The 23,500-nt window shown below is 63.4% G+C and carries 16 protein-coding genes and 2 tRNA genes; 12 read left to right on the forward strand and 6 right to left on the reverse strand.

What is annotated here, in order from left to right:
• The first annotated feature begins 233 nt into the window (after positions 1-233).
• The 5 genes from lon (at position 234) to IGS55_RS02085 (ending at position 5,751) form a co-directional block, all read left to right on the forward strand.
• Positions 234-2,645, forward strand: a complete 2,412-nt coding sequence (lon, locus tag IGS55_RS02065) for an endopeptidase La (protein ID WP_086138046.1) — start codon at positions 234-236, stop codon at positions 2,643-2,645.
• A 204-nt stretch (positions 2,646-2,849) separates the two neighbouring features.
• The gene (locus IGS55_RS02070) at positions 2,850-3,122 is read left to right on the forward strand and encodes an HU family DNA-binding protein (RefSeq protein WP_010398442.1); all 273 of its coding nucleotides are present in this window, start codon (positions 2,850-2,852) and stop codon (positions 3,120-3,122) included.
• Positions 3,123-3,247: 125 nt separating this feature from the next.
• Positions 3,248-3,324, forward strand: a tRNA-Asp gene (locus IGS55_RS02075).
• 17 nt (positions 3,325-3,341) lie between these two features.
• Positions 3,342-3,418: transfer RNA gene (locus IGS55_RS02080), tRNA-Asp, on the forward strand.
• Between the two features lie 410 nt (positions 3,419-3,828).
• On the forward strand, positions 3,829-5,751 hold the full coding sequence (locus IGS55_RS02085) for a SurA N-terminal domain-containing protein (protein ID WP_268992073.1): 1,923 nt from the start codon (positions 3,829-3,831) through the stop codon (positions 5,749-5,751).
• A gap of 167 nt (positions 5,752-5,918) precedes the next feature.
• Here the strand turns inward: IGS55_RS02085 and IGS55_RS02090 are convergent, their stop codons facing one another.
• The gene (locus tag IGS55_RS02090; protein WP_329958170.1) at positions 5,919-6,608 is read right to left on the reverse strand and encodes an arylesterase; all 690 of its coding nucleotides are present in this window, start codon (positions 6,606-6,608) and stop codon (positions 5,919-5,921) included.
• Between IGS55_RS02090 and IGS55_RS02095 the strand changes: the two genes are divergently transcribed.
• A complete protein-coding gene (locus tag IGS55_RS02095; protein WP_268992072.1) occupies positions 6,607-7,359 on the forward strand; it encodes an ABC transporter ATP-binding protein in 753 nt (250 codons plus the stop codon). The two genes, IGS55_RS02090 and IGS55_RS02095, sit on opposite strands and share 2 nt — an antisense overlap.
• 117 nt (positions 7,360-7,476) lie before the next feature.
• Here IGS55_RS02095 and IGS55_RS02100 read toward each other — a convergent pair whose 3' ends face one another.
• Complete coding sequence (locus IGS55_RS02100) at positions 7,477-9,021, reverse strand: NAD(P)H-hydrate dehydratase (RefSeq protein ID WP_230519335.1); 1,545 nt, start codon at positions 9,019-9,021, stop codon at positions 7,477-7,479.
• Positions 9,022-9,153: 132 nt separating this feature from the next.
• Between IGS55_RS02100 and IGS55_RS02105 the strand changes: the two genes are divergently transcribed.
• On the forward strand, positions 9,154-12,726 hold the full coding sequence (locus tag IGS55_RS02105) for a hydantoinase B/oxoprolinase family protein (protein WP_230519334.1): 3,573 nt from the start codon (positions 9,154-9,156) through the stop codon (positions 12,724-12,726).
• Here the strand turns inward: IGS55_RS02105 and IGS55_RS02110 are convergent.
• Complete coding sequence (locus tag IGS55_RS02110; protein ID WP_230519333.1) at positions 12,708-13,655, reverse strand: AraC family transcriptional regulator; 948 nt, start codon at positions 13,653-13,655, stop codon at positions 12,708-12,710. The genes IGS55_RS02105 and IGS55_RS02110 overlap by 19 nt on opposite strands.
• Before the next feature lie 179 nt (positions 13,656-13,834).
• On the opposite strand from IGS55_RS02110, the gene IGS55_RS02115 reads away from it, so the two are divergent.
• From IGS55_RS02115 to IGS55_RS02125, 3 genes are all read left to right on the forward strand, one after another.
• Positions 13,835-14,881, forward strand: a complete 1,047-nt coding sequence (locus IGS55_RS02115) for an NAD(P)-dependent alcohol dehydrogenase (protein WP_230519332.1) — start codon at positions 13,835-13,837, stop codon at positions 14,879-14,881.
• Between the two features lie 444 nt (positions 14,882-15,325).
• The gene (locus IGS55_RS02120; protein WP_230519331.1) at positions 15,326-17,752 is read left to right on the forward strand and encodes a membrane-bound PQQ-dependent dehydrogenase, glucose/quinate/shikimate family; all 2,427 of its coding nucleotides are present in this window, start codon (positions 15,326-15,328) and stop codon (positions 17,750-17,752) included.
• A gap of 11 nt (positions 17,753-17,763) precedes the next feature.
• Positions 17,764-18,405 (forward strand): TetR/AcrR family transcriptional regulator, encoded by a 642-nt coding sequence (locus tag IGS55_RS02125; RefSeq protein WP_230519330.1) that lies wholly within the window; start codon positions 17,764-17,766, stop codon positions 18,403-18,405.
• Positions 18,406-18,748: 343 nt separating this feature from the next.
• Here the strand turns inward: IGS55_RS02125 and IGS55_RS02130 are convergent, their stop codons facing one another.
• The 3 genes from IGS55_RS02130 to IGS55_RS02140 form a co-directional block, all read right to left on the reverse strand.
• Positions 18,749-20,215, reverse strand: coding sequence for an aminotransferase-like domain-containing protein (locus tag IGS55_RS02130; protein WP_230519329.1), 1,467 nt, complete (start codon positions 20,213-20,215; stop codon positions 18,749-18,751).
• Positions 20,216-20,224: 9 nt separating this feature from the next.
• Positions 20,225-20,809, reverse strand: coding sequence for a LysE family translocator (locus IGS55_RS02135; RefSeq protein ID WP_230519328.1), 585 nt, complete (start codon positions 20,807-20,809; stop codon positions 20,225-20,227).
• A gap of 166 nt (positions 20,810-20,975) precedes the next feature.
• Complete coding sequence (locus IGS55_RS02140) at positions 20,976-21,695, reverse strand: aspartate/glutamate racemase family protein (RefSeq protein WP_230519327.1); 720 nt, start codon at positions 21,693-21,695, stop codon at positions 20,976-20,978.
• An 89-nt stretch (positions 21,696-21,784) separates the two neighbouring features.
• Between IGS55_RS02140 and IGS55_RS02145 the strand changes: the two genes are divergently transcribed.
• Positions 21,785-22,597 carry a helix-turn-helix domain-containing protein gene (locus IGS55_RS02145; protein WP_230519326.1) on the forward strand — a complete coding sequence of 271 codons (813 nt, stop codon included), beginning with the start codon at positions 21,785-21,787 and terminating at the stop codon, positions 22,595-22,597.
• Positions 22,598-23,059: 462 nt separating this feature from the next.
• Positions 23,060-23,362: an HNH endonuclease gene (locus tag IGS55_RS02150; protein ID WP_230519325.1), complete on the forward strand. Its 303-nt coding sequence runs from the start codon at positions 23,060-23,062 to the stop codon at positions 23,360-23,362.
• Positions 23,363-23,500: the final 138 nt, after the last annotated feature.

Genomic DNA, 23,500 nt, shown 5'->3' on the forward strand with positions numbered 1-23,500 from the left:
TAATGCATGGCAGTACAATTTAAATCAATGAGTGCAGGCTTCAATCGTAAAGCCACTCGCGGCGCTTAGCTGCGCGTGGCTTTTTTACTGTGAAAACTGCATTTGTTACAGTCATGCGGGTGTGTTTTGCGAAATAGACTTTATGTTTGTTTCACAGAATTATTTATTCTCGCCGGTCTTGTGTTTTGGCAGCGAGCGCCAACATCGTAAACACGCTTTCTATAAGGTACGCCATGACAACTTCCAAATTAACTGAGCAAACTCAACTGCCGTTATTGCCGTTGCGGGATGTCGTCGTTTTCCCGCATATGGTGATACCGCTGTTCGTTGGCCGTCCAAAGTCGATCAAGGCGCTGGAAGCTGCGATGGAGCAGGGCAAGAGCATCATGCTTGCCGCTCAAAAAGCAGCCGCGAAGGACGAGCCGTCGCCTTCGGACATCTATGAAATTGGCTGCGTCGCCAATATTCTGCAAATGCTGAAGCTGCCCGATGGCACCGTCAAGGTGCTGGTCGAAGGCGCGCAGCGTGCCCGTATCAACCACATCAGCGATGCGCCGACGCACTTCATCGCCGACCTGACGCCGCTTGAGTCCGAGCCGGGCGACGAGTCGGAAGTCGAAGCCATGCGCCGCGCGATCGTGCAGCAGTTCGACCAGTACGTCAAACTGAACAAAAAGATTCCGCCGGAAATCCTCGCTTCGCTGTCGGGCATCGACGATGCCGGCCGCCTGGCCGACACGGTGGCCGCGCACCTGCCGCTGAAACTTGAGCAAAAACAAGTCATCCTGGAAATTTTCAGCGTGGCCAAGCGTCTCGAGCACCTGCTGGGCCAGCTCGAAGGCGAGCTCGACATCCTGCAGGTGGAAAAGCGCATCCGTGGCCGCGTGAAGCGCCAGATGGAGAAGTCGCAGCGCGAGTACTACCTGAACGAGCAAGTCAAGGCGATCCAGAAAGAACTGGGTGAGGGCGAAGATGGTGCCGACCTCGACGAGCTGGAGAAAAAAGTCGCTTCGGCAAAAATGCCGAAGGAAGCGCTCGACAAGGCCACCAACGAGTTGAAAAAACTCAAGCTGATGTCGCCGATGTCGGCCGAAGCCACCGTCGTGCGCAATTACATCGACACCCTCGTCAACTTGCCTTGGAAAAAGAAATCCAAGGTCAATAACGACCTGTCGAATGCGGAAAAAGTGCTCGAAGGCGACCACTACGGCCTCGACAAGGTCAAGGAACGCATCCTGGAGTACCTCGCGGTGCAACAGCGCGTCGACAAGCTCAAAGCGCCTATCCTGTGCTTCGTCGGTCCTCCGGGCGTCGGTAAAACCTCGCTGGGCCAGTCCATCGCCCGCGCGACGAACCGCAAGTTCGTACGCATGGCCCTGGGCGGCGTGCGCGACGAAGCCGAGATCCGCGGCCACCGCCGCACCTACATCGGTTCGATGCCGGGCAAGATCCTGCAATCGCTGTCGAAAGTCGGCGTGCGCAATCCTTTGTTCCTGCTCGATGAAGTCGACAAGATGGGCGCCGATTTCCGCGGCGATCCATCGTCGGCCCTGCTGGAAGTGCTGGACCCGGAACAGAACCACACGTTCTCCGACCATTACATCGAAGTCGATTTCGACTTGTCCGACGTGATGTTCGTGGCCACGTCGAACTCGTACAATATTCCGCCAGCCTTGCTTGACCGCATGGAAGTGATCCGTCTGTCCGGTTACACGGAAGACGAAAAGACCAGCATCGCGCAGCGTTATCTGCTGCCGAAGCAGATCAAGAACAATGGCTTGAAGGAAGAGGAAATCTCGGTGGCCGAGTCGGCCCTTCGCGACATCATCCGCTACTACACGCGGGAAGCCGGTGTGCGTTCGCTTGAGCGTGAAGTGTCGAAGATCTGCCGCAAGGTGGTCAAGATGCTGCTGCTGAAGAAATCCGACAAGAAAGTCATCGTCAACTCGAAGAACCTGGACAAGTTCCTCGGTGTGCGCCGCTATGATTTCGGTGTCGCAGAGAAAGAAAACCAGGTGGGCCAGGTGGTCGGTCTGGCATGGACGGAAGTGGGCGGCGATCTGCTGACCATCGAAGCCGTGTCGATGCCGGGCAAGGGCGGCGTGATCCGCACGGGCACCCTGGGCGACGTCATGAAAGAGTCGATCGAGGCAGCCCGCACGGTGGTGCGCAGCCGGGCACAGCGCCTGGGCATCAAGGCGGACGTGTTCGAGAAGAGCGATATCCACATCCACGTGCCGGAAGGCGCGACACCGAAGGATGGCCCTTCGGCTGGCGCGGCCATGACGGTGGCGATGGTGTCGGTCTTCACGGGCATCCCCGTGCGCGCCGACGTGGCGATGACGGGCGAGATCACCTTGCGCGGCGAAGTGTTGCCGATTGGCGGCCTGAAAGAAAAGCTGCTGGCGGCCCATCGCGGCGGCATCAAGACGGTCCTGATTCCCGAGCAGAATGTGAAAGACCTGGCCGACATTCCGGACAACGTCAAGAACAAACTGGAGATCGTCCCGGTGCGCTGGATCGACAAAGTGCTGGAAATCGCCCTTGAACGCATGCCTGAAGCGTTGGCGGACGTCGCTGCGGTGGAGGCTGTCACGGCCGCCGCGGCCAAGCCTGACGCGGCCGGCGAGGTAGTAAAACACTAACGTTTTACCCCTGTTTTCCCCAAACAAGCGCTTTTAGAGCGCTTGTTTTATATTGAAACGTGAATTGCGCCCCCAAAGCGCTTGACACATATACAGTGTGGCTTGTTTAATACGCCTGCACATTTTTTTCGCCGAACAGCTGTGGTGCCAAAAGTGCCGCAACGATACGGTAAACGTTTTATACCTTTGTAATTGGGGATGCTAGTGAACAAGACTGAATTGATCGACCACATTGCTGAAAAAGCTGACATTTCCAAAGCCGCCGCTGCGCGCGCACTCGACGCTGTTATCGGCGGCGTGACGGAAACTTTGAAAAACAACGACAGCGTGACGCTGGTTGGTTTTGGCACTTTCTCGGTCAGCGAACGTGCTGAGCGTACCGGCCGCAATCCGCGTACCAAAGAAGCGATCACGATCGAAGCTGCAAAAGTTCCAAAATTTAAAGCTGGTAAAGCTTTGAAGGATGCTGTAAACTAACGGACTTCGGTGAGGTGACAATCACCGGAAACATTTGGCGGCGCCTCCGGGTGCCGCGATTTCAGGGTTGAAGTTCTACGAATCGCAACCCTGAATGCAAATGCAAGTAGTACTGTGTATTTTTCGGAGTGGTAGTTCAGTTGGTTAGAATGCCGGCCTGTCACGTCGGAGGTCGCGGGTTCGAGTCCCGTCCGCTCCGCCAAAAAAATACGCTCTTAAGGAGTGGTAGTTCAGTTGGTTAGAATACCGGCCTGTCACGTCGGGGGTCGCGGGTTCGAGTCCCGTCCGCTCCGCCAGAATATAGAAGCCCGCGCTGCTGAATAAGTAGCGCGGGTTTTTCTTTTTCAGCGCCAGATTATCTCGGCGCCCCGTCTTTTAAAATTCCATCGTGCCGTTTTGAATAAAAACGCCCGCGTTTAAATCCGCTTTAAGCTGCGCCGTGTTAAATGATCGAGCCCGGCGCCTTGCCCGCCATGCGGCGCCAGGGCAGGGCGCGCGCCCTGATTTACTCTTGCTATAGCGCTATGGGCATTGTAGAATCAGGAGATAATGGCTTGGGCGTCAGAATCCTGCTTTAGTTCCAGCGCCAAGTTGTTGAATCTAAAGGGGAAGTGGACATCTGTCCCGTCCATTCCGCCGAAGAAATCAAGGCGAACGCATGTTCGCCTTTTTTTATAGTGATCCACTCATCCCGAATTGGCTGACCATGTTTGAATTTATTCGTACCCATCGACGCTTGATGCAGTTTCTCCTGATGCTGGTCATCGTCCCGTCTTTTGCACTGGTCGGTATCAGCGGCTACCAAAGCTTCGGCGATGGCGCGAACACCATCGCCAAGGTCGGCGACCAGGTCGTTACGCAGCAGCAATATGAAGAAGCGCAACGCCAGCAGATCGACCGCTACCGCCAGATGATGGGCGAGCAGTTCGACCAGAAAATGTTCGATACGCCGGAAGCGCGCCAGAGCATCCTCGACAACCTGATCGCCGAGCGCGCCGTGGCCGCCGAAGTGGGCCGCAGCCACCTGGTCATCAGCGATGCCGTGCTGCAAAAGGAAGTGCTGGAAATCCCAGGCTTGACCTTGCCGGACGGTAAATTCGACCTGGAACGCTACAAGGCAATGCTGGCCGCCCAAGGCATGACGCCGCAGATGTACGATGCGCGCCGCCGCAGCGACCTGGCCCTGCAGCAACTGGCCGGCGCCGTGCAAGGCACCGCCTTCGCGCCGAGCACCGTCTCCAAGCGCCTGTCCGACATCACCTCGGAAGAGCGTGAAGTGCAGGAACTGCTGCTGCCGATCGCCCAGTACGTGTCGGAAGTCAAAGTGACGGACGCCATGATCAAGGCTTTCTATGACAAGAACAGCAAGTTCTTCGAAATCCCGGAACAAGCCAAGGTCGAGTACGTCGTGCTCGACGACAGCGCCGCCGGCGAGCAGGTCGACGTTACCGACGCCGACGTGACCGGCTACTACGCGAAGAACCAGAAAGCCTACACGACGGAAGAAGCGCGCCAGGCCAGCCACATCCTCGTAGCCGTCAAGAAAGACGCGTCGGCCGCCGACAAGGCAGCCGCCAAGGCCAAGGCCGAAGCCATCCTCGCGGAAGTCCGCAAGGCGCCAGCCAGCTTTGCCGCCGTGGCGAAAGCCAAGTCGGAAGACCCGGCGTCCGCGGAACAGGGCGGCGACCTGGGCGTGATCGGCAAGGATGGTTTGCCGGCACCGCTGCTGAGCGCTGTCGCGAAACTCAAGCAAGGCGAAATCAGTGACGTCGTCGCTTCCGATTTCGGCTTCCACATCCTGACCGTCACCTCGCTCAAGCCACAGCACGTCCGTGCGCTGGACGAAGTGCGCGGCGAAATCACGGCCGACCTGCGCAAGCAATTTGCTGCCAAGAAATACTCGGAAATGGCCGAAACGTTCACCAACACGGTCTACGAGCAATCGGACAGCCTGAAACCGGTGGCCGACAAGCTGAAGCTGAAAGTGGAAACCGTCGCCAACCTGTCGCGCACGCCGTCGCCAGCACTGGGCAAGGCGCCGTTCAACAACGCCAAGTTCCTGACCGCCATCTTCTCGAACGATTCGCTGAAAGACAAGCGCAACACGGAAGCCGTCACCGTCGCGCCCAACGTGCTGATCGCCGGCCGCGTGGTGGAATTCAAGCCTGCCTCGAAGCGTCCGCTGGCCGAAGTCGAAGCGATGATCCGTCAGCGCGTGACCATGGAAGAAGCGGAAAAGCTGGCCAAGAAAGCGGGCGAGACCAAGCTGGCCGCCTTGAAGGCTTCGGGTGACGCCACCGGTTTCGGCGCGGCGCAATGGGTATCGCGCAGCAAGCTCGACGGCATCAACCGCGCCGCCATCGCGCAAGTCATGAAAGCGGACACGAGCAAGCTGCCAGCCTATGTGGGCGTGGACCTGCCAGCCCTGGGTTACGGCATCTACCGCATCGCCAAGGTGCAGCAGCCGGCGCAAGTGGACGCAGCGCGCCGCCAGCAAGAGAAAGACCAGATCAGCGGCATCCTGGCACAACAGGAAATGTTCGATTACGTCGAATACCTGAAAGCCAAGGCCAAGGTGAAGATCGTCAAGCCGGTGACCGCGCCAGCGGCCCCAGTGCCAGCACCGTAAGATTTAGTTTCCACTCATAAAAATAGCCGCTTTCGAGCGGCTATTTTTTTGTCTGCGAGTCGGGAACTTTATTTAACCCACCGGCGTAAGACTGGGGTCGGACCCTCAGGGTCCGACCCCGGCAGTTCGTCCTTCGGGGTGAAAATTGAGTGAGCTTATGAACCGGCTTACTTCGCCCCCAGCAACGGCGCCAGCCGCGGCCAGATATTCCTTAAAATCGTCGGATGCGCATTCGCATTCGGGTGCATGCCGTCGGCCTGGAACAGCTGCGGCTGGTCGGCGATGCCTTCAAACATGAAGGGCACCAGTGGCGCCTTCCATTCCTTGGCCAGCTTGCCGTACACGCCGTAAAACTGTTCGCCATAGGCGCGGCCATAGTTGGGCGGCATGCGCATGCCCACCAGCACCACCTGCGCGCCCGTTTTTTTGGCCGCCTCACCCATGGCGCGCAGATTCGCCTCGGCGGCCGCCACGGGCAAGCCGCGCAAGCCGTCGTTGGCGCCCAGTTCGATCAGCACGACGTCGGGCTGGTGCTTGGCCAGCAGGGCAGGCAGGCGCGCGCGCCCGCCGCTGGTGGTCTCGCCGCTGATGCTGGCGTTGACGATGCGCGTATCGTTCTTTTGCGCTTGCAGCCGCTGTTCCAGCAGCGCCACCCAGCCCGTGCCCCGTGCCAGCCCATACTCGGCAGACAAACTGTCGCCGAGCACCAGCAGCGTTTTTGGTGCAGAATAGGCGTTCGTCATGCCTGACACCAGCAGCAGGGCTGCCGCAGGAAGCAAGGACAGGGTGCGCCGCCGCATGCGGCTGCCGCCCTCGACACTTATTTGTTCACGAAATTTTTTAAGATAGATCAGCATGCCCGAATTCCCTAAAGCGACTTCCACCAGTTTTCTCCCATCAGACGCGGCGGCCCAGCGGCCCGCCGCACCCAACAGCCAAAATGCCCAGCCGGCCATCGAAGTGGTCCAGCTGGCCAAGCGCGTACCCGATGCCGATGGTGAGCTGACCATCCTGCATCGAGTCGATTTTACCGTGCAAACGGCGGAGACGCTGGCCATCGTCGGCGCCTCCGGTTCCGGCAAGTCCACCTTGCTGGGTTTGCTGGCCGGCCTGGACACGCCCAGCGACGGCAAGGTCATGCTCGACGGTACCGATATCTTCGCGCTGGACGAAGACGGCCGCGCCGGCTTTCGCAAGGAAAAGCTGGGTTTCGTGTTCCAGTCCTTCCAGCTGCTGGCCCATTTGACGGCGCTGGAAAACGTCATGCTGCCGCTGGAGTTGCGCGGCGACCCGGACGCGAAGGAAAAGGCGCAAGCCATGCTGGGCAGGGTCAACCTGGGCAGCCGCCTGAAGCATTATCCGAAATACCTGTCCGGCGGCGAGCAGCAGCGCGTGGCCCTGGCCCGCGCGTTCGTCACGGAACCGCCGCTGCTGTTTGCCGATGAACCGACGGGCAGCCTCGATGCCGCCACCGGCGAAGCCGTGATCCAGCTGATGTTCGAGCTGAACCGCGAACGGGGTTCGACCCTGGTGCTCGTCACGCACGACAGCTCGATCGCCGCCCGTTGCGGGCGGACGATTACCATTGCGGCGGGTCGGCTGGTGTGATTGCTGATGGTGGTTGTCGGATTACGCGTTCCGCTAATCCGACCTACCCGACGTCCGCTATCCTCAAGCCGTAGGTTGGATTAGCGCAGCGTAATCCAACGCCACCACACAGCATACCTATGCCGACAAGGCATTGATCAACCGGCGTATCGCCGGGATCAATTCCCCGGCCGTCAGCCCGATCGGGCCGCTGCCGGCCGCCACCAGCGCATCGGCCGCCGCGCCGTGCAGCCACACGGCGCCTATCGCCGCTTCCCACTCAGGCCAGCCTTGCGCCAGCAGGCTGCCGCACAGGCCGGACAAGACGTCGCCGGTGCCGGCCGTCGCCAGCGCGGGGCCGCCCGTGTTGTTGACGACGACCTGACCGTCGGGCGCGGCGATCACCGTGCCCGAACCTTTCAATGCCACGATCACGCCCAGCTGCGTGGCCAGCTGGCGCGCCGCGCCCAGGCGGTCGGCCTGCACCTCGGCCACCGTCATGTCGAGCAGGCGCGCCGCTTCCAGCGGATGCGGCGTCAATATCGTCGCTCCCGCGCCCGTGCGCACGGCCAGCGCCGATTGCAGTTCCGGCTCGGCCGCCATCAGGTTCAGCGCATCCGCGTCCAGCAGCAGCGGGCTGTCGCTGTCAATGGCGCGCTGCAGCAGTTCCACCGTGCCGGCCTTGTCGCCGAGACCGGGTCCTGCCACCAGCGCGGCGAAGTGCAGGCCCGAGAAATCCACGTCCCTGGCGTGCCGGCACATCAGCTCCGGCTGGCCGCTGTCGAAGGCGGGCGGTGCGTCGGGAAAGGCGACGTACACTCGTCCCGCGCCCGCATGCAGGGCCGTGCGGGCCGCCAGGATGGGCGCGCCGGCCATGCCTTGCGCGCCGCCGATGATGGCCACGCTGCCGTAGCTGCCCTTGTGCGTGTTCTGCCGGCGTGGCAGCAAATGGCGGGCGAACAGATGCAGGCCGCCCAGCTGGGCCCTGGCGGGCGGCAGCAGGGAAGGATCGATGGCCAGCGCCGCCACTTCCACGTCCCCCGCATGGTCGCGGCCATTCGCCGTGTGCAGGCCCGGCTTGTCGCCGATGAAGGTGAGCGTATGCGTGGCGCGGATGGCGACGCCGTCGATGGCGCCCGTGTCCGCGTGCAGGCCGCTGGGCACGTCGAGCGCCAGCACGGGGCAATCGAGATTGTTGACCAGCTGCGCCATGTCGCGGCATTCGCCGTCCAGAGGGCGCGACGCGCCGATGCCGAACAGGCCATCGATGACGAGGTGCCATGGCGCCGCGCCCACGGCGGCCGACGCCATCGACGTTGCCGCATCCATGAAGCGCGCGGCGCTGTTGTGGGCGCGGCTCAGCGCCTGCTCGCGTTCGGGCGACGTGGCTTGCGCTTCGGGCGCCAGCCAGACGAGTACCTCGGTGCCGCTGCCGGCCAGGTGCGCGGCCGCTTCCAGCGCGTCGCCGCCGTTGTCGCCGGGGCCGGCCAGCACCAGGACCCGCCGGTGGCCCGCGTCTTCGCCATCGTCCTGGGCATGCAGCAGCTTCAGGGCGGTACTGGCGGCAGCCTGGCCCGCGCGCTGCATCAGCAGCCCTTGCGGCAGGTCGCGCATGGCCGCCTGTTCGATGGCGCGCAGTTCGGCGATGGAATACAAGGGGGCGGCAGAGTCGATCAGGTTCATGGAGCGTGTTCCGTTAGTCAGCATATCTTCAACATAAGGCCGAAGCGGGCGAAAGGCAAGCCGCGCACGCCTGCGGTGCGCCGTAATTGTGCGGCTACAATAGCCATCTCACATAAGTACGGGGGCAAGGCGATGGACTGGCAATTCTGGATCGACCGGGGCGGCACCTTTACGGACATCGTGGCGCGCCGTCCTGACGGCAGCCTGGCCACGCATAAACTGCTGTCGGAGAACCCGGGCCAGTTCCGCGACGCGGCGCTGGCCGGCATGCGCCAGCTGATGGATCTGGCGCCTGGTGCGCCGCTGCCTGTCGAACTGGTGGGCGCCATCAAGATGGGCACGACGGTGGCGACCAATGCGCTGCTCGAACGCAAGGGCGAGCCGACCGTGCTGGCCATCACGCGCGGTTTCCGCGACGCCCTGCGCATCGCCTACCAGAACCGCCCGCAGCTGTTCGCGCGCCAGATCATCCTGCCCGAACTGCTGTATGGCGACGTGATCGAGATCGATGAAAGGGTGGGCGCCCACGGCGACGTCGTGACCCCGCTCGACGAGGCAGCCGCGCGCACGGCGCTGGAACAGGCCTATGGACGCGGCGTGCGCGCCATCGCGGTCGTGCTGATGCACGGCTACCGCCATCACGCGCACGAGGCGCGGGTGGCGCAGCTGGCGCGCGAGGCCGGTTTTACGCAGGTGTCCGTGTCGCACGAAGTGAGTCCCATGATGAAACTGGTGGCGCGCGGCGACACGACGGTGGTCGACGCCTATCTTTCGCCGATTTTGCGCCGCTACGTCGACCAGCTGGCGGCCGAACTGCCCGGCGTGCAGCTGCAATTCATGCAGTCGAACGGCGGCTTGACGGATGCGCGTGCCTTCCAGGGCAAGGACAGCATTCTGTCCGGCCCCGCCGGCGGCATCGTCGGCATGGTGCGCGCCAGCGCGCTGGCCGGTTTCGATAAAGTCATCGGCTTCGACATGGGCGGCACGTCCACCGACGTGTCGCATTACGCGGGCGAGTTCGAACGCGTGTTCGAGACGCAGATCGCCGGCGTGCGCATGCGCGCGCCCATGATGAGCATCCACACGGTGGCCGCGGGCGGCGGCTCCATCCTGCATTTCGACGGCGCCCGCTACAAGGTGGGGCCGGACAGCGCGGGCGCCAATCCCGGCCCCGCCAGCTACCGGCGCGGCGGCCCGCTGGCCGTCACCGACTGCAACGTCATGCTGGGCAAGCTGCAGCCCGCGTTCTTTCCCCGCGTCTTCGGCCCCGACGCCAATGAAGCGCTGGATGCAGCCACGGTGCGGGCCCAGTTCGAAGCGCTGGCGCGCACGGTGAACTCGACGCCGGAACAGGTGGCCGAAGGCTATGTCGCCATCGCGGTCGGCAACATGGCCAACGCCATCAAGCAGATTTCCGTGCAGCGCGGCCACGACGTCACCGAATACACCCTGACCAGCTTTGGCGGCGCGGGCGGCCAGCATGCCTGCCTGGTGGCCGATGCGCTGGGCATGCGCACGGTGTTCATCCACAGCCTGGCGGGCGTGATGTCGGCCTACGGCATGGGCCTGGCCGACCAGAGCGCGATGCGCGAGCGCGCCATCGAAGCGGCCTTGGGCAAGGACCTGGCCGGCGACTTCGCGCAACTGGGCGAACTGGCGCGTGGCGACTTGCTGCGCCAGGGCGTGGAAGGGAAGCGCATCGCGCTGGTGTCGCGCGTGCACCTGCGATACGAAGGCACGGATTCGGCCCTCGTCGTGTTGTTCGATACGGTGGCCAGCATGCAGGCGCAGTTCGAAGCGGCCTACAAAAAACGCTTTTCCTTTCTGATGCCGGCGCGCGCGCTGATTGTCGAAGCCATTTCCGTGGAAGCCATCGGCGCGTCCGATGCGCCGCAAGTGGCCGCGCCGGCCCATGCGGCGCGCGCGGGCGGGCTGGCGCCCGTGCGGACGGTGGACATGTACTGCGCCGGCGCGTGGCGGCCAAGCGGCCTGTATGCGGCGGATAGCTTGCGGCCCGGCGACACCATCGATGGCCCGGCCATCGTCAGCGACGCCAACGCCACCACGGTCATCGAGCCGGGTTGGCGCGCGGAAGTGACGGCGCACGGCCATCTGGTCTTGCGCAGGGTCGCCGCCTTGCCCGAGCGGCGCGCCATCGGGACCAATGCCGACCCCGTGATGCTGGAAATTTTCAATAAGCTGTTCATGTCGATCGCCGAGCAGATGGGGCTGCGCCTGCAAAATACGGCCCATTCCGTCAACATCAAGGAGCGGCTCGATTTCAGCTGCGCCATCTTCGACGCGCAAGGCCATTTGATCGCCAACGCGCCGCACATGCCCGTGCACCTGGGTTCCATGGGCGAGAGCATCCGCACCGTCATGACGCGCAATGCGGACGCCATGCGGCCGGGCGACGTCTACATGCTGAACGACCCGTATCACGGCGGCACGCATCTGCCCGACGTGACGGTGATCTCGCCCGTGTTCGACGAAGCGGGCGGCGCCATCCTGTTCTATGTCGGCTCGCGCGGCCACCATGCCGATATCGGCGGCACGACACCCGGTTCCATGCCGCCCGACTCCACGCGCATCGAGGAAGAGGGCGTGTTGATCGACAATTTCAAGCTGGTCGACGGCGCCACGGGTTTGCTGCGCGAGGCGGAAACACTGGCCCTGCTGGCGGGCGCCAGCTGGCCGGCCCGCAATCCCCGGCAAAACCTGGCCGACCTGCGCGCCCAGGTGGCGGCCAACCAGAAGGGGGCCGAAGAATTGCACAAGATGGTTGCGCATTTCGGTTTGCCGGTCGTGCAAGCCTACATGGGCCACGTGCAGGACAATGCCGAGGAAGCCGTGCGCAGGGTCATCACGACCTTGAAGGATGGCCGCTACGCGCTGGACCTCGATAACGGCGCGCAGATCAAAGTGGCGATCAGGGTCGACGCAGCTGCACGCAGCGCCGTCATCGATTTCACGGGCACGTCCAGCCAGCTGCCGAACAACTTCAACGCGCCGTCCGCCGTCTGCATGGCGGCCGTGCTGTACGTGTTCCGCACCCTCGTCGACGACGATATACCGCTGAACGCGGGTTGCCTGAAGCCGCTCACGGTGATCATTCCGCCCGGCTCCATGCTCAACCCGCAGTACCCGGCCTCCGTTGTCTCGGGCAACGTGGAAACATCGACTTGCATCACCAACGCCCTGTATGGCGCGCTGGGAGCGATGGCCGCATCGCAGGGGACGATGAACAATTTCACGTTCGGCAGCGCCAAATACCAGTATTACGAGACGATATCGGGCGGCTCGGGCGCCGGCCCCGGTTTTGACGGCACGGACGTGGTGCAGACGAACATGACCAATTCGCGCCTGACGGACCCGGAAATCCTCGAGTGGCGCTTTCCCGTGCGGCTCGACAGCTACAGCATCCGCGCAGGTTCGGGCGGGGCGGGGCGCTGGCGCGGCGGCAATGGCGGCGTGCGCCGGGTGCGCTTTTTGGAACCGATGACGGCGGCGATCTTGTCGAACAACCGCATCCACCCGCCTTTCGGCATGGACGGCGGCGAGGCAGGCGCGCTGGGGCGCAATTACGTCGAGCGGGCTGACGGCACGGTGGAACACTTGCCCCATATTGGCAAGACGGACATGTGCCCCGGCGACGTGTTCGTGATCGAGACGCCGGGTGGCGGCGCTTACGGCAAGACGGAATAGGCCGTGCCGCCGTTGGCACCGCTGAGCTGCGCGCGTACCTGGCCCACGTCGCGCATGGGCGCGCGGCCGAACTGGCGGCTGTATTCGCGGCTGAACTGCGATTCGCTGGCGTAGCCGACCCGGTAGCCGGCCGTGCCCGCGTCGATCTGCTCGACCAGCATCAATCGCCGCGCTTCCTGCAGCCGCAGCAGTTTCTGGTACTGCATCGGCGTCATGGCCGTAATCGCCTTGAAGTGGTGGTGCAGCGACGAGATGCTCATGTTCGCCATGCCGGCCAGGTGCTCGATGCGCAGCGGCTCGCAATAATTGTGCTTGATCCAGTCGATGGCTTGCCCCACCTGATGCGACTGGCTGCTGGCCAGCGCCATGTGGCGCAGGCGCGCGCCGACGGGGCCATTGAGCAGCCGGTACGTCAGCTCGCGGCGGATCAACGGCGCCAAGGTGGCGATTTCCGCCGGTTTGTCGAGCAGGCGCACGAGACGCAGCATGGCGTCGAGCAGCTCGACCGAGACGTCGCTGACGGAAATGCCGCGCGTGGCGGGCAGGATTTTCTGCTGCGCGGTGCTACTGCCGTCGCTTTCGCTGTCGAGCAGCGCGGCCACGTCGGCGATGTCGATGCCCAGCACCACGCACAGGTGCGGCTTGTCCACGCTCGCTTCCACCACGCGCACCTGCACCGGCAGGTCGACGGACGTCAGCAGATACTGCATGCGGCTGTAGTGGAAGGTTTCCATGCCCAGGGTGACGTCTTTCGCGCCCTGCGCGATGATGGCCACGCTGGGGCGCGCCGCGTGGAACAGCGATTCCGTGACCGAAGACTGGCGGTGGAAACTGAGGTTGCCGATGGCCGTCGTGTAGTCGCCCGTGCGCGGCGCGTGGCGGCTGATCAGGGCGGCGATTTCATCTTGCGGAGTAAGTGGCGTGGACATGGCGTTCAGTATGCGTGAGGCGAAGAAGGGCAGGGGCTGATCTTACGCAGATTTGGAGGATCGTGCAAAGGTCTTGCAGGATCGCGGTAACGGCGGCCGGGCATCTCGGGCACACTTGTGCAATCGCATGCATGGCACGCGTCACCCCTCGCCACACACATCTAGATACAGGAGTTTTCATGACCACCATCGCCAAAGGCTACGCCGCACTGGGCCCGACTTCCGCACTGCAACCGTTCACGTTCGAGCGCCGCGCCCCGCGCGAAGACGACGTGGCCATCTCGATCAAATACTGCGGCGTGTGCCATTCCGATATCCACCAGGCGCGCGACGAATGGGGCGGCGCCGCTTTCCCGATGGTGCCCGGCCATGAAATCGCCGGCGTCGTCACGGCCGTCGGCGCCAACGTCAGCAAGTTCAAGGTGGGCGACCACGTGGGCGTGGGCTGCTTCGTCGACTCGTGCACCACTTGCAAGACGCGCAACGTGGACCTGGAACAGTACATGCCAGGCCTGATCCAGACTTACAACGGCCTGGAAGCGGATGGCAAGACGGCCACGCAGGGCGGCTACTCGGACAGCATCGTCGTCAAGGAAGGCTATGTGCTGTCGATTCCCGACAATCTGCCGCTGGACGCCGCGGCGCCGCTGCTGTGCGCCGGCATCACCCTGTATTCGCCGCTGAACCACTGGAAGGCCGGTCCTGGCAAGCAGGTCGCCATCCTGGGCATGGGCGGCCTGGGCCACATGGGCGTGAAAATCGCCCACGCCATGGGCGCCGAAGTGACGGTGCTGAGCCAGACTTTGTCGAAGCGCGAAGACGGCCTGCGCCTGGGCGCCGACCATTACTACGCCACCAACGACGCGGAAACGTTCAGCAAGCTGGCCGGCACCTTCGACCTGATCATCTGTACCGTGGGCGCATCCATCGACTGGAACCAGTACATCAACCTGCTGAAAGTCGACGGCAATATGGTCATCGTCGGCATCCCCGATGGCGCCGTGCCGCCCGTAAACGCCTTCGGCCTGGTGGGCGCGCGCCGCAGCCTGTCCGGCTCCATGATCGGCTCGATCAAGGAAACCCAGGAAATGCTGGATTTCTGCGGCAAGCATAATATTGTGTCGGACATCGAGATCATCCGCATCCAGGATATCAATGAGGCGTTCGAGCGGGTAGTGAAGAGCGATGTGCGCTATCGTTTTGTGATCGACATGTCATCTTTGTAACGCTCGAGAAAAAGCCCGGGGCGTTGTTGCCGCGTCTCGCCGTACTATTCGTACTGTCTTCGACGCGGCGCCTAGCCCTGGGCATTTTTCGGGTGTTCCAACCGGTATGCTTTAAAAGCAAAACCGGCTGTTATCTGCTTGACCTGTGTTTGTCGGATTACGCGCCTTGCGCTAATCCAACCTACGCACTACGCATATCCAGCAGTCCGGTAGGTCGGGTAGGTCGGATTAGCGGGGCCGCCGAGGCGCACAAGCGCGTACTCCGACACTCCCGCCAGCTCCCCCATCCCCGCCAAAAATCAAGCTCCCGCGTCAATTTTTCTTTCCTTGCATCAAAAATCGGCATAAAATGAAACCGTACAGTACAGTTTCACTACGTAGATTTGAAAAAACCAGCCATCCTCGGCGTATTTGCCTGGGCAGGGGAGGCGTCATGGATAAAAAATGGACACTTCAGTAAATAAAGGAGCGCCGGCGATCCCGGCGGTCTTCAGGGGCAAGCGGCTTGCCTTGACGGTTTTCGGCATTTTTCTCGGATTTTCCGGGCTGGCCCTGGCCGCCGGCGGCATCGAACTTATTACCCTCGGCGGTTCCTGGTACTACCTGCCGGCCGGTCTCGGCCTGCTCCTCGCCGGCGTGCTGTATCTGCGCCGCAAACCGCTGGCGAGCGGCATCGTCGCCGCGCTGGTCATCGCCACCCTGGTCTGGGCCGTGTGGGAAATCGGCTTCGCCTTCTGGCCCATGGTGCCGCGCCTGGCGCCGTTCCTCGTCATCGGCCTGGTGGCCGCCTTGCTGCATCCGTGGCTGGCGGGGCGCAAGCACACTGGCCAGTCGCGCGGTTTCGCGGCCCTGCTTGCCGTCGTGCTGGTGGCCGGTTTCGCCGCCATGTTCAAGCCGCACGGCGTGCAGGACGCCACCGTGCAGCCGCAGCAGGATGCGATCGCGGCGGTGAATGGCGGCAGCGCCAACTGGGCGCATTACGGCTATGGGCCGAAGGGCACGCGCTTCGCGCCCTACACGCAGATCGACATGCAGAATGTCGACAAGCTGCAGGTGGCGTGGACCTACCGCTCGGGCGAACTGGCCGAGGGCGCGTCCGAATCGCAAAACACGCCGCTGCAGATCGGCGACACCATCTATACGTGCACGCCGACGAGCAAGGTCATCGCGCTCGATGCGGACACGGGCAAGGAACGCTGGACCTTCGACCCGAAGCCGGCCAACATCAAAACGTGGAACCGCTGCCGCGGCGTCGGCTATTACGAGCCGGCGAAGGTGACGAATCCGTTCCGTTTTGACGGCATGCAGGCGGCCAGCGCGCCTGTCGCGGGAGCGTGCGCCAAGCGCATCGTGCAAGTGACCATGGATGCGCGCCTGATCCAGATCGACGCGCAGACGGGCAAGCAGTGCGAGGGCTTCGGCGACAAGGGCTCCGTCGATCTGACGGTCGGCCTGGGCAAGGTCAAGATGAACGTGCCGTACTACGCCTACACGTCCGCGCCCACGGTGGCGGGCAACCTGATCATCCTTGGCGGCTGGGTGTTCGACGGCCGCTCCACCGATGAGCCGTCTGGCGTCGTGCGCGCCTACAGCGCCGACACGGGCGAACTGGTGTGGGCCTGGGACCTGGGCAATCCAGCCATCACCAAGCTGCCGCCGGAAGGGCAGACGTACACGCGCAGCACGCCGAACATGTGGTCGGCGCCCGCGTTCGATGATGAGTTGGGTCTGGTCTACCTGCCGACGGGGAACGAGCAGCCCGACTTCTGGGGCGGCAAGCGTCCGCCGCTGACGGAAAAATACGCGTCGGCCATCGTCGCCCTCGACATGGCCACGGGCCGCGAGCGCTGGACGTATCAAACCGTCCATCACGATATCTGGGATTACGACGTGGCCGCGCAGCCGGCGCTGTACGACGTCCCGGACGGCAAGGGCGGCAAGATCCCCGCGCTGGTGCAGCTGACCAAGCGTGGCCAGATCTTCATGCTGGACCGCCGCACGGGCAAACCGATCGCGGAAGTCGTGGAAAAACCCGTGCCGCAAGAGCACGCGGCCGGCGACTGGGTGGCAAAGACGCAGCCATATTCCACCGGCATGCCGTCACTCGGCGCGGATACGCTCACGGAGCGCGACATGTGGGGAGCCACCTTCTTCGACCAGCTGGCCTGCCGCATCAGCTTCCGCAAGCTCAATTACCAGGGCGAGTTCACGGCGCCAAGCACGAAAGAGACCTTGATCTACCCGGGCTACTATGGCGGCTTCAACTGGGGCGGCGCGGCCGTCGATGAAAGCAATGGCTATATGTTCGTCAACGATATCCGCATGCCGCAAGTGGTCAGGCTGGTGCCGCGCGAAACGGTGGACGTGGCCAAGCTGACGTCGGGCCACGGCGTGGGCAGCACTTATCCGATGGATGGCACGCCGTTCGTCATCGACCACAAGGCCTTCAATTCGCCGCTGGGCATACCGTGCCAAAGCCCGCCGTGGGGCGTGTTTGCCGCGATCGACCTCAAGACGAAGAAAAAAGTGTGGGAGCGTCCGGCCGGGACGGTGCAGGATGCTGTCGTCAACGGCATGCGTGCGCGGCTGCCCATCCCGCTGGGCATGCCGACCCTGGGCGGCGGCATGAGCACGGCGTCCGGCCTCGTGTTTTATGCGGGCACGCAAGATTACTATCTGCGCGCCATGGACATCGCCACCGGCCATGAAGTGTGGAAGGCGCGCATGCCCGTCGGCTCGCAAGGCACGCCGATGACCTATGTGTCGCCCAAGTCGGGCCGCCAGTACGTCGTGGTCGTCGCGGGCGGCGCCCGCCAGAGCCCGGACCGTGGGGATTACGTGATAGCATACGCGCTTCCCAAGACACAGTAAGAGTTTGCTTCATGCCCCAGTTGCGCACCGTTCCAGCTTCCCCGAGTACCCGAAGCGAGGAGCGGCGGCGCAAGCTGCTGGTGGCGGCATCCAGGCTCTTTCTCGACTCCGGCTACGACGGCGTCAGCATGGACGCCATCGTGGCCGAGGCGGGCGGCTCGAAAGCCACCGCCTACCGCTACTTCGGCAGCAAGCAGGAACTGCTGGTGGCCGTGGTCGAATACCTGTGCGCCGACTTCATCATCGCGCTGCGCCAGCTCGATACCTCGCAAGCGGGCCTGGAACAGGGCTTGCAGCTGATTCTCGATGAACTGGTGGCCGTCGTCACCAGCCCCCGCCACGTGGACTTCTACCGCCTCGTCGTCACGGGCGCCGCCGCCGTGCCGGCCGTGGGCCAGACCTGGTACGAGCACGGCCCGCAAGTGTGGCACGCATTGATCCTGCGCCTGCTGGAACAGCAGCGCACCCGGGGCCGCATCGCGCCCGACGCCTCGTTTTCCAACCTGCCGCAAATCCTCTTCGATGCTGTCTTCTCACACCTGACCACGCGCACCGTCATGCTGGGGCAGGGCGGCAATGCGGCCACCTTCAGGCCCCTTATCGCGGAGCTGATCGAACTGGTGGTGGCGCGGGTGGAACGCAGGTCCGACTAGGCCCGGCTCCCTGAAGCTATGTGTTGTCCCTCGTTCCCGTAGTCCACGATTGAGCGAGACGCCGGCCATCTTCGCTACCAACGATACGGTCGATTGCCGCCACTTTTCTCAGCGCAGCATTCACGTCGAAACCAGTCCCTGCTGCTAACGCTAAGGCTTCGTTGTGCAAGGCATACGCAAGATGAGCCGCAACGCGCACGTCAGTTGCAGCGTCATTTTCGCTTCCCAAGTATGAACTTAAGAGCAAACGTCTTTCGTACAGCGCATTGGCAATAAGTTTCGCTTCGGACTGAGTGCGTTGCGCTGTCACGACGAAGCGCAAGGAAGGGGCCGTAGCCGATACTCAGGACTTGCCCTCGATGCTCGCGGCGCGGCTGGCGCGGGCCAGGCTTGAGCGCGCGCCGGCCACCGCGCGCAGGCGTTCTTCAAGGTAGGCGCTCACGCGGGGATGCTGGCTGAAGGCGACGTTGAAGCGGATGTGCTGGTCGGGCGTGTCGTTGGCCGAAAACGCGGCGCCGCGCATCAGCAGGATCTTGTTGCGGTAGGCGTCCTGCACCAGCAAGTCCACGTCCAGCCCTTCGGGCATGCTGCCCCACAGGAAAATGCCCGCATCGCCTGGCTGCTCGAACAGCACGCCGGCCGCGCTCAGTTGCCGCGTGCTGGCGTTGCGCGCCACCATGATCTTGCGTTGCAGCCGCTCCAGGTGCTTGCGCAGGTTGCCGGCCTTGAGCACTTCCAGCAGCACGTATTCGTTCAGCGCGGGCAAAGTCATGATGGAATGGATCTTGGTGCGCATCAAGGGCTTGAGCAGGGCCGGCGCCGCGGCCAGGTAGCCCATGCGCAGGGCCGGGCTCAGCGCCTTGCACAGGCTGGAATAGTAGATCACGCCATCGAGTCCGGACAGCGATGCCAGCCGCGTGCTGTGGCCCGGCTGGAAATAGCCGTGCACGTCGTCTTCGGCGATCAGGAAGCCATGCTGCTGCGCCATGATCAACACCTTGTGCAGGTTGGCGGCGCTGCTGCTCCAGCCGGTGGGATTGTGCAAGGCCGTCTGCACGAACAGCAGGCGCGGACGGTGCGCGCGGCAGGCCGCTTCCAGTTCGTCCAGGTCGAGGCCATCGGGGCGGCGCTTGATGGGCACCAGGCGCACGCCGTCCTGGCGCAGCCTGCCGAACATCAGGAAGTATCCGGGGTCTTCCACCAGCACCGTATCGCCGGGCTGCAAGAACGTGCGGCAGATCAGATCGATTGCATGGGTGGCGCCGAACGTGGTGAGGATGTGGCTGGCGTCCGCAGCGATGCCGATGCCGCGCAACAGCAGCGCGATCTGCTCGCGCAGTTCGGCCAGCCCTTGCGGCGGACAGCGCGAAGCCATGCCGGCCGCGCTGCGCGCCAGGCCACGTTGCACGGCCGCCGCCGGCAGCGCATCCTGCAGCCAGGTGGGCGGCAAGGCGCCGCTGCTGGCCAGCAGCACGCCCGGCCGCTGGTCGTTCACCTGCTGGCTCAGCCAGACGGGCTCCTGCTCCTGGCCCGCTTCCAGCGCCACCTCGTCGGGAATGGCGCGGCCGGCGTCGGCCGGTGCGCAGACGAAGAAGCCTGTCGTACCGTGCGTATCGATGACGCCTGCAGCCACCAGCCGGTCATACGCCACCACCACGGTGTTGGTGCTGACCGCGAGCTGCATGGCGAGCTGGCGGATCGACGGCAGCCTGGCTCCGCCAGGCAGGACGCGTTGCGCGATCTGCTGGCGCAGTGCGGCCTCGATCTGCTTGAACAGGGCGATGGGTGAGGAGCGGTCGATGGCGAACATGGCGCAAGTCTAGCGTAAAAACGTCAGGGCGAGGACCAGCAGGACGGCGCCCATCGCCAGATTGAAGATGCGCTGGTTGCGCGGCGCTTTCAGCACGCTGCGGATCGAGACGCCAAACAGCGCCCACATGGCGTTGCACGGCGTGCCCACCACGGTGCCGGTCACGGACACCAGCAGCGCGTTGGCGAGCATGCTGCCCTGCGCAGGCATGAAGACCGACGCCATGGTGACCGCCTTGAGCCAGCTCTTGGGGTTCAGCGCCTGAAACAGCGCCGCCTGCGCCAACGACACGGCCTTCGGCGCGCTGCTTCCCGCCACCGAGGCGCCGGCAAGCTTCCAGGCCAAATACATCAGGTACAGCGCGCCCGCGATCCGCAGTACCTGCTGCGCCATCGGGTACGCGACGAACACGCTGCCCAGTCCCACGCACATGAGCATGGTCTGCACAAAGATGCCGGCCTGGATGCCGAGGATGACCGGCAGCGCACCGCGATAGCCGAAATTGGCGCCGGTGGTGGCCAGCATGACGTTGTTCGGCCCGGGCGTGGCGGACATCACAAAGCAATAGCTCATCAGGGGCAGGAGTTCGGTCATGGCAGGCAGTCGCAGCGTGGAGAAGCCCCCAGTCTAGAAGCGCAGCACGGCAGCGACAAGGCACAAGGCGCCGGGTACAAGCACATGCTGTATCAGTCGAACGACTGCTACAGCGGCGATACACGCGTCCCCGCCCGGACTAACCTCAGAAACGTCGTTTCAGCTGTTACCGCGTCAAGCCATGCGGGTATGCCTCGCCCTCCAGGATGAAATCGATTGCGGCGCATGCATGCAGTCTGGTGCTGTCGAGCAAGGGCAGGTCGCTGTGCTCCTGCTGCAGCAGCAGGCTGATTTCCGTGCAGCCGAGGACGACAGCTTGCGCGCCGCGTGCGGCCAGCGCATCGATAGTGCGCTGGAAGACGGCGCGTGAGCCAGCCCGCATAATGCCGGCGCACAGTTCGGTATAGATTATGCCGTGCAAGGCAGTTTGCTGCGCGTCGGGTGGCACGAGGACTTCCAGGCCGTGCCGCTCCAGCCGGTCGCGTAGAAAGCGTTGCTGCATGGTGAACGATGTGCCGAGCAGGCCGACCGTACGCAGCCCCAGCGCCTGTGCCGCGCTGCCAACGGGATCGGCGATGTGCAGGAACGGCAATGGCGTGGCCGAAGCGATTTCATCGGCGAGCACGTGCATGGTGTTGGTGCATAGCACGATGCCATCGGCGCCCCCTGCATGCAGACGTACCGCCGCATCGCGCAGGATGGTGCCGGCATCGTGCCAGCGGCCTGCATGCTGCGCTTGCGCGACGGGGCCGAAATCGACGCTGTACAGCAGGACGGGCGCAGAGCGAAGCGACCCCAGGCGGGCGCGTACGCCCTGGTTGATGATGCGGTAATATTCTGCACTGGATTCCCAGCTCATGCCGCCGATCAAGCCGATTGTTCGCATATATTGTCCTGTCGTGTGTGGTGGATATACTGCTGTGAGTCCGGCCAGTATCTCCATACTCGAGGTTTTGATCTATCAGGAAATTTCACATGGCACGGCCACTTGTCAAGGAGAGCGCAGGGCGCGCGATGCCTGCCGTCACGCACGCAGCAGGCGGACTGTGCCTGCAGCTTTTGCCGAGCGCGCCGTACAGCGCGCGCGACCCCGTGCAGTCGCAGAGCATGGGCGTGTCGCTGCAGCGTCAGCGGGGCGTGCATGCGATAGGTTCCGACCGGCGCGTCGATTTCGATACCTGGCCCGGCGTGCTCGCTTGTACGCCAGCCGGGATAGATGTTTTTTCCGAGTCTGCGCAGGGTGGCGAATATCTGGTCCTGCGCTGGCGTGGCGCCGCGTTGAATGACGTGCCGGATCAGCCTGGGAGGCGCGTGGAAATGGCCGGGCACCGGCAGGCTCTCGCTCTGGCGCTACGCCTGCGGCGGCTCATGCTGGCTACACAGGCCGATCCACTGGCGCTGGAACACGCGGCGTTGGCATTGCTGTCGCTGCGGCAGGTATGCCAGGAGACACCCCGACGCACGGCGCGGCCCGACATGGCGCGGGTGCTGGAGCGGATCGCTTGCCAGTTCGGGCAGGGACTGACCCTGGAACAGCTGGCTGCCGACGAAGGTTTGCCGGTCCTGCGCTTCCTGCGCGACTTTAGCCGGGCGACAGGCATGACGCCGCATGCATACATTGTGGAAACGCGCATCCAGGCGGCGCGGAGCATGCTACTGGAGGCCGATCGGCCGCTGGCGGACATTGCCTGCGCCAGTGGTTTTGCACATCAGTCGCACATGGGCAGTGCCATGCGCGCCGCCCTGGGCATGACGCCGACCACGTATCGCCAGTTGCTGGCGACTTGAATATCCGCGTTTGAGGCGTTTGAGGGTCACGTTTTAGGGTCAGGTTGCCATTTCGACACAAGCCCAGCTAGGCGGATCCCACGCTAAACCCTCCGCTTAAGATCAGCGCCCATACGCAGCATAGTTAGTTGTGCCGTATTGACACTTAATACATCTCAGTTTGCCGCGAGTCTAGACACCAAGGCTGAGATCGTGTCCAAATGCCCCCTGTGTCAGGTGCCATGTCGCACCGGTCGTGACGGACACTCCATCTCCAGCGTGCAAAATCCCCGATCTCATTAGCGCTCCAGGCAGAAAGCGGGGGCAGGCTGCCGTCGCCAACTGTTCCGTTGTAACGCTCAAAAGCAGGTGTTCAGCCGCGGCAGCCCCTGTCGGATGTGATAGCGTCGCTCCGCCCCTGGTCGCGTTGCGCCAGGGGCGAATGATATAGTGGCGAAAATTTATTTACTGAAAGAAACTGCCATGAAAAACGACGCAACCACTCGCCCGCAAGCAAACCAGGCGCCTGCCAGGCTCAGCAAGGGGGATTTCGTCACCGCACTGCGCAAGCTGCTGCAAGAAGAAGCAAAGGCTGGCAAGTCCAGCGTGGACGTACGCGCTGCGAACCTGCACACCGAGGTTGGCGTTTATCCGGCGCGCGGCCACTCGATGCCGACCTGTTGCACGGTGATGTATGAAGAGATGCAGCCGGGTGACGAGATACTGCTGACGCCACCTGGCGGCAAGGGAGCTACGCTGCTGGTACGGTATAAATTCCCTCGCTGATGCAGGCGCTGCAGTGGCGGCGAACTCATTGCCAAGTACCAATCGTCGCTAACTTATAACGTGCACAAGCAGGCGCTTCGCTGAGGCCACCTTGATTGGATGGTGGCCCGCTTCAATAGTTTTGGCTCTGTCATCGGC

It is taken from the genome of Janthinobacterium sp. EB271-G4-3-2 (assembly GCF_020858035.1).
Taxonomy (GTDB): domain Bacteria; phylum Pseudomonadota; class Gammaproteobacteria; order Burkholderiales; family Burkholderiaceae_D; genus Janthinobacterium; species Janthinobacterium aestuarii.